Below are 2,807 nucleotides of genomic sequence, written 5' to 3'. Positions count from 1 at the left end.
TCAAGTCCGACAAGCTGCTAGCGTCTTCGTCGCCGTACTCGGGGCGCCCAACTATACGTTTGCCTGTGCCACGCCGCAGCAGACGCAGGCCGACGGGCTCGGCGGACTGGCGCGGGTGCTGACCTATATCGGGGGTGTCACCGCGCTCATTGTTCCGGACAATCCGCGCTCCCTGGTTCGCGATGCCGACCCCTATGAACCGGTGTTGAACCGCCTCACCGAGGAGTTTGCCGTCCACTACGGCCCCGTCATTCTGCCGGCACGCCGACGGCGCCCGCAGGACAAGGCCCAGGTCGAAAACGGCGTGCAGGTCGTCGAGCGCTGGATTCTGGAGCGACTGCGCCACCGGCAGTTCTTCTCGGTGGCCGAGGCCGATGCGGCGATTGCGGCGTAGCTGCCGGAACTGAATTCGCGCCCCTTCAAGAAACTGCCCGGCTGCCGGGCCTCTGCCTTCGCCCTGCTCGATGCGCCCTACCTGCGGCCCTTTCCGACGACCCCCTTCACGCTCGCCGAATGGAAGCGCGCGCGGGTCAATATCGACTATCTCGTCGAATTCGACGGCAGCTATTACAGCGTGCCGCATGCCTTCATCCCCCGCGAAGTCGAATTGCGCCTCACGCAGAACACGGTCGAAGTGCTGGCCGGCACGCGCCGGGTGGCCAGTCATCCGCGCAGCCCTCGCCGCGGGCATTTCGCGACCACGCCTGAACACATGCCGGCAGCTCACCGTGCGCATGCCGAATGGTCTCCCGGTCGCCTGCTGAACTGGGCCGCCACCATCGGTCCGGCTACGGCGGAACTCGTCAAGCGACTGCTGCTCGAGAAGCCGCATCCCGAGCAAGGGTACCGCGCCTGTCTGAGCTTGATTCGTCTGGCTCGAACCTATTCGCATGAGCGCCTGGAGGCCGCCTGCACCCGGGCGCTCGCCGTCGGCGCCCATCGCTATCGCTCGGTCGCTTCGATTCTGGCGAAGGGGCACGATCAACAGCCGCTCACGTCGCCCGCACAGGGCGAACAGGCCTTGCCGGAGCACGCCAACGTGCGTGGACCGAACTATTACCACTGCACCCGAAAGGAACCCCCATGCTGATGCAACAAACCCTCCTGACCCTGAAATCCTTACGCCTGCCCGGCATGGCCGCCGCCTTCGAGGAACAGCAGAGGCACGCCCAGGTCGCGGCCTTGGCGATCGACGAGCGCTTTGCGATACTCGTCGATCGCGAGCATGCGTATCGCGAAAATCGCCGCATCGCCCGCCTGTTGCGCGAGGCTCAGCTCAAGTCCTCGCAGGCGTGCATGGAGGATATCCGCAACGGCACTGGCCGCAACCTCGATCATGTGCTGATGGCGCAATTGGCCGGCTGCCAGTGGATCCGGGCACACCAGAATCTGATCCTGACCGGCGCCACGGGTTGCAGGAAAACCTGGCTCGCCTGTGCGCTGGGGAATGCCGCCTGCCGGTAGGGACTGTCCGTTCTCTACTGGCGTCTGCCCCGCCTTCTCGAGGAGTTGCGTATCGCTCGTGGCGACGGAAACTTCAGCAGAAGTCTCGCGACTCTGGCAAAGATCGATCTACTGATCCTCGACGATTGGGCCGTCGCCCCGCTGTGCCAGGCCAAGCGCAATGATTTGCTGGAGATTCTTGATGACCCGGTAGGCACCCGTTCGACCGTGATGAGCAGCCAATTAGCCCCCCTGCATTGGCATGCCTTTCTCAATGATCCCACCCTCGCTGACGCGATTCTCGACCGCGTCCTGCATGCCGCCCACCGGCTCGCGCTCGCTGGTGAGTCGCAGCGCAAGCTCGATGGCGAAACCCCACTTCTGTCCTCCGTTACACTGTAACCACGCCAAAATCATGACGACAACTTCCGCAGAAAGACAACAAGCCTATCGCGCCAAACGCCCCTTCGCTGGCGACAATGGCGAACGACGCCTGCAATCCTGGGTCACCACCTCGACCGCTCTGGCCTTGGGCCGACTGGCTCGTCGCGCCGGTACCGCGCAACGCGCGGTCCTCGAACAGCTCATCCAGGACGCCGATCGGGTCGTCACGCAGGCAATGAGCGATGACGAGTTTGATCACTACTTCGCGTTACCGTGTAACAATGAGTCGCCATGCGCCAGATACTCCCCAACGATGGACTAACGGTCCTTGGCCTTATCGGCTCAGCCTGGAGTCTCCATCCCTCTCTGCACGATGGAGTCTGCGACTCCAAGCGGACCTTCGCAAGAGCGGGCGCCCTTGCCAAACCCCAGCGCTTCCCTCACCCCTGACCCCGCCCCCAAGGGCGGGGAAGTCCTCGCCGCCGGACGGGCTCGGGGGCCGGCTGCGAAAATCCGCAACCAGCCCCAAGCCCTGGAACGTATCCGCGTTGAGGGGGCCCTCAAGGGTTCGCTTCGCCGGGCTACGCCCGCCCTTGACCGCCCCCTCAACGCACCCTTCGTTACCCTGTAACGGGGCTAGGCCCTCATCCATTTCTCACTCCCGTGACCGCTATTTCACGAAACCATGACCGCCATTTCATCAAAAGCGTGACCGATTGAAGTAACATTCAACCCTATCCATGCAGCATCTCTCCAATGGTCACGTTCCGCGAAATACGCACTTGCGGAAGTGGAGTTGGATCTCCTATCCTTCTTCCGCTGACCGAAAACTGCGTGGGATGACCGGCGCTGAGATCGATCAAAACGAGTTCCATACTAATCGTTGGGGGAAGCGAATGAACAGAACTTCCGACATCTTCCTGTCCCTCAAGACCCGACTGCTCGCGCTGATCGCGATACTAGCAGCTTGTCGGACTTGA

The 2,807-nt window shown here is 62.8% G+C and carries 1 protein-coding gene and 2 pseudogenes; all 3 read left to right on the top strand.

All coding sequences use genetic code 11. The annotated features are described in order from the left end of the window. A pseudogene (locus AW06_RS19135) lies at positions 1–1,090 on the top strand (IS21 family transposase); the annotation flags it as partial. Continuing rightward, positions 1,084–1,845 (top strand): annotated as a pseudogene (gene istB, locus AW06_RS19130) (IS21-like element helper ATPase IstB). The pseudogenes AW06_RS19135 and istB, both read left to right, overlap by 7 nt. 13 nt (positions 1,846–1,858) lie before the next feature. Then, positions 1,859–2,149 (top strand): hypothetical protein, encoded by a 291-nt coding sequence (locus tag AW06_RS19125; protein ID WP_138677443.1) that lies wholly within the window; start codon positions 1,859–1,861, stop codon positions 2,147–2,149. The last annotated feature ends 658 nt before the right edge of the window (positions 2,150–2,807 follow it).

Origin of the sequence: Candidatus Accumulibacter cognatus, assembly GCF_000584975.1 — a bacterium.
Taxonomy (GTDB): Bacteria; Pseudomonadota; Gammaproteobacteria; order Burkholderiales; family Rhodocyclaceae; genus Accumulibacter; species Accumulibacter cognatus.
Note: the sequence above shows the minus strand (reverse complement) of the source record. Positions and strands in the feature narration are given on the sequence as shown.

Bases quoted from the DNA above. Each gene is read 5' to 3' on its own strand.
- AW06_RS19125 (WP_138677443.1), top strand. From the start codon at position 1,859: ATGACGACAACTTCCGCAGAAAGACAACAAGCCTATCGCGCCAAACGC.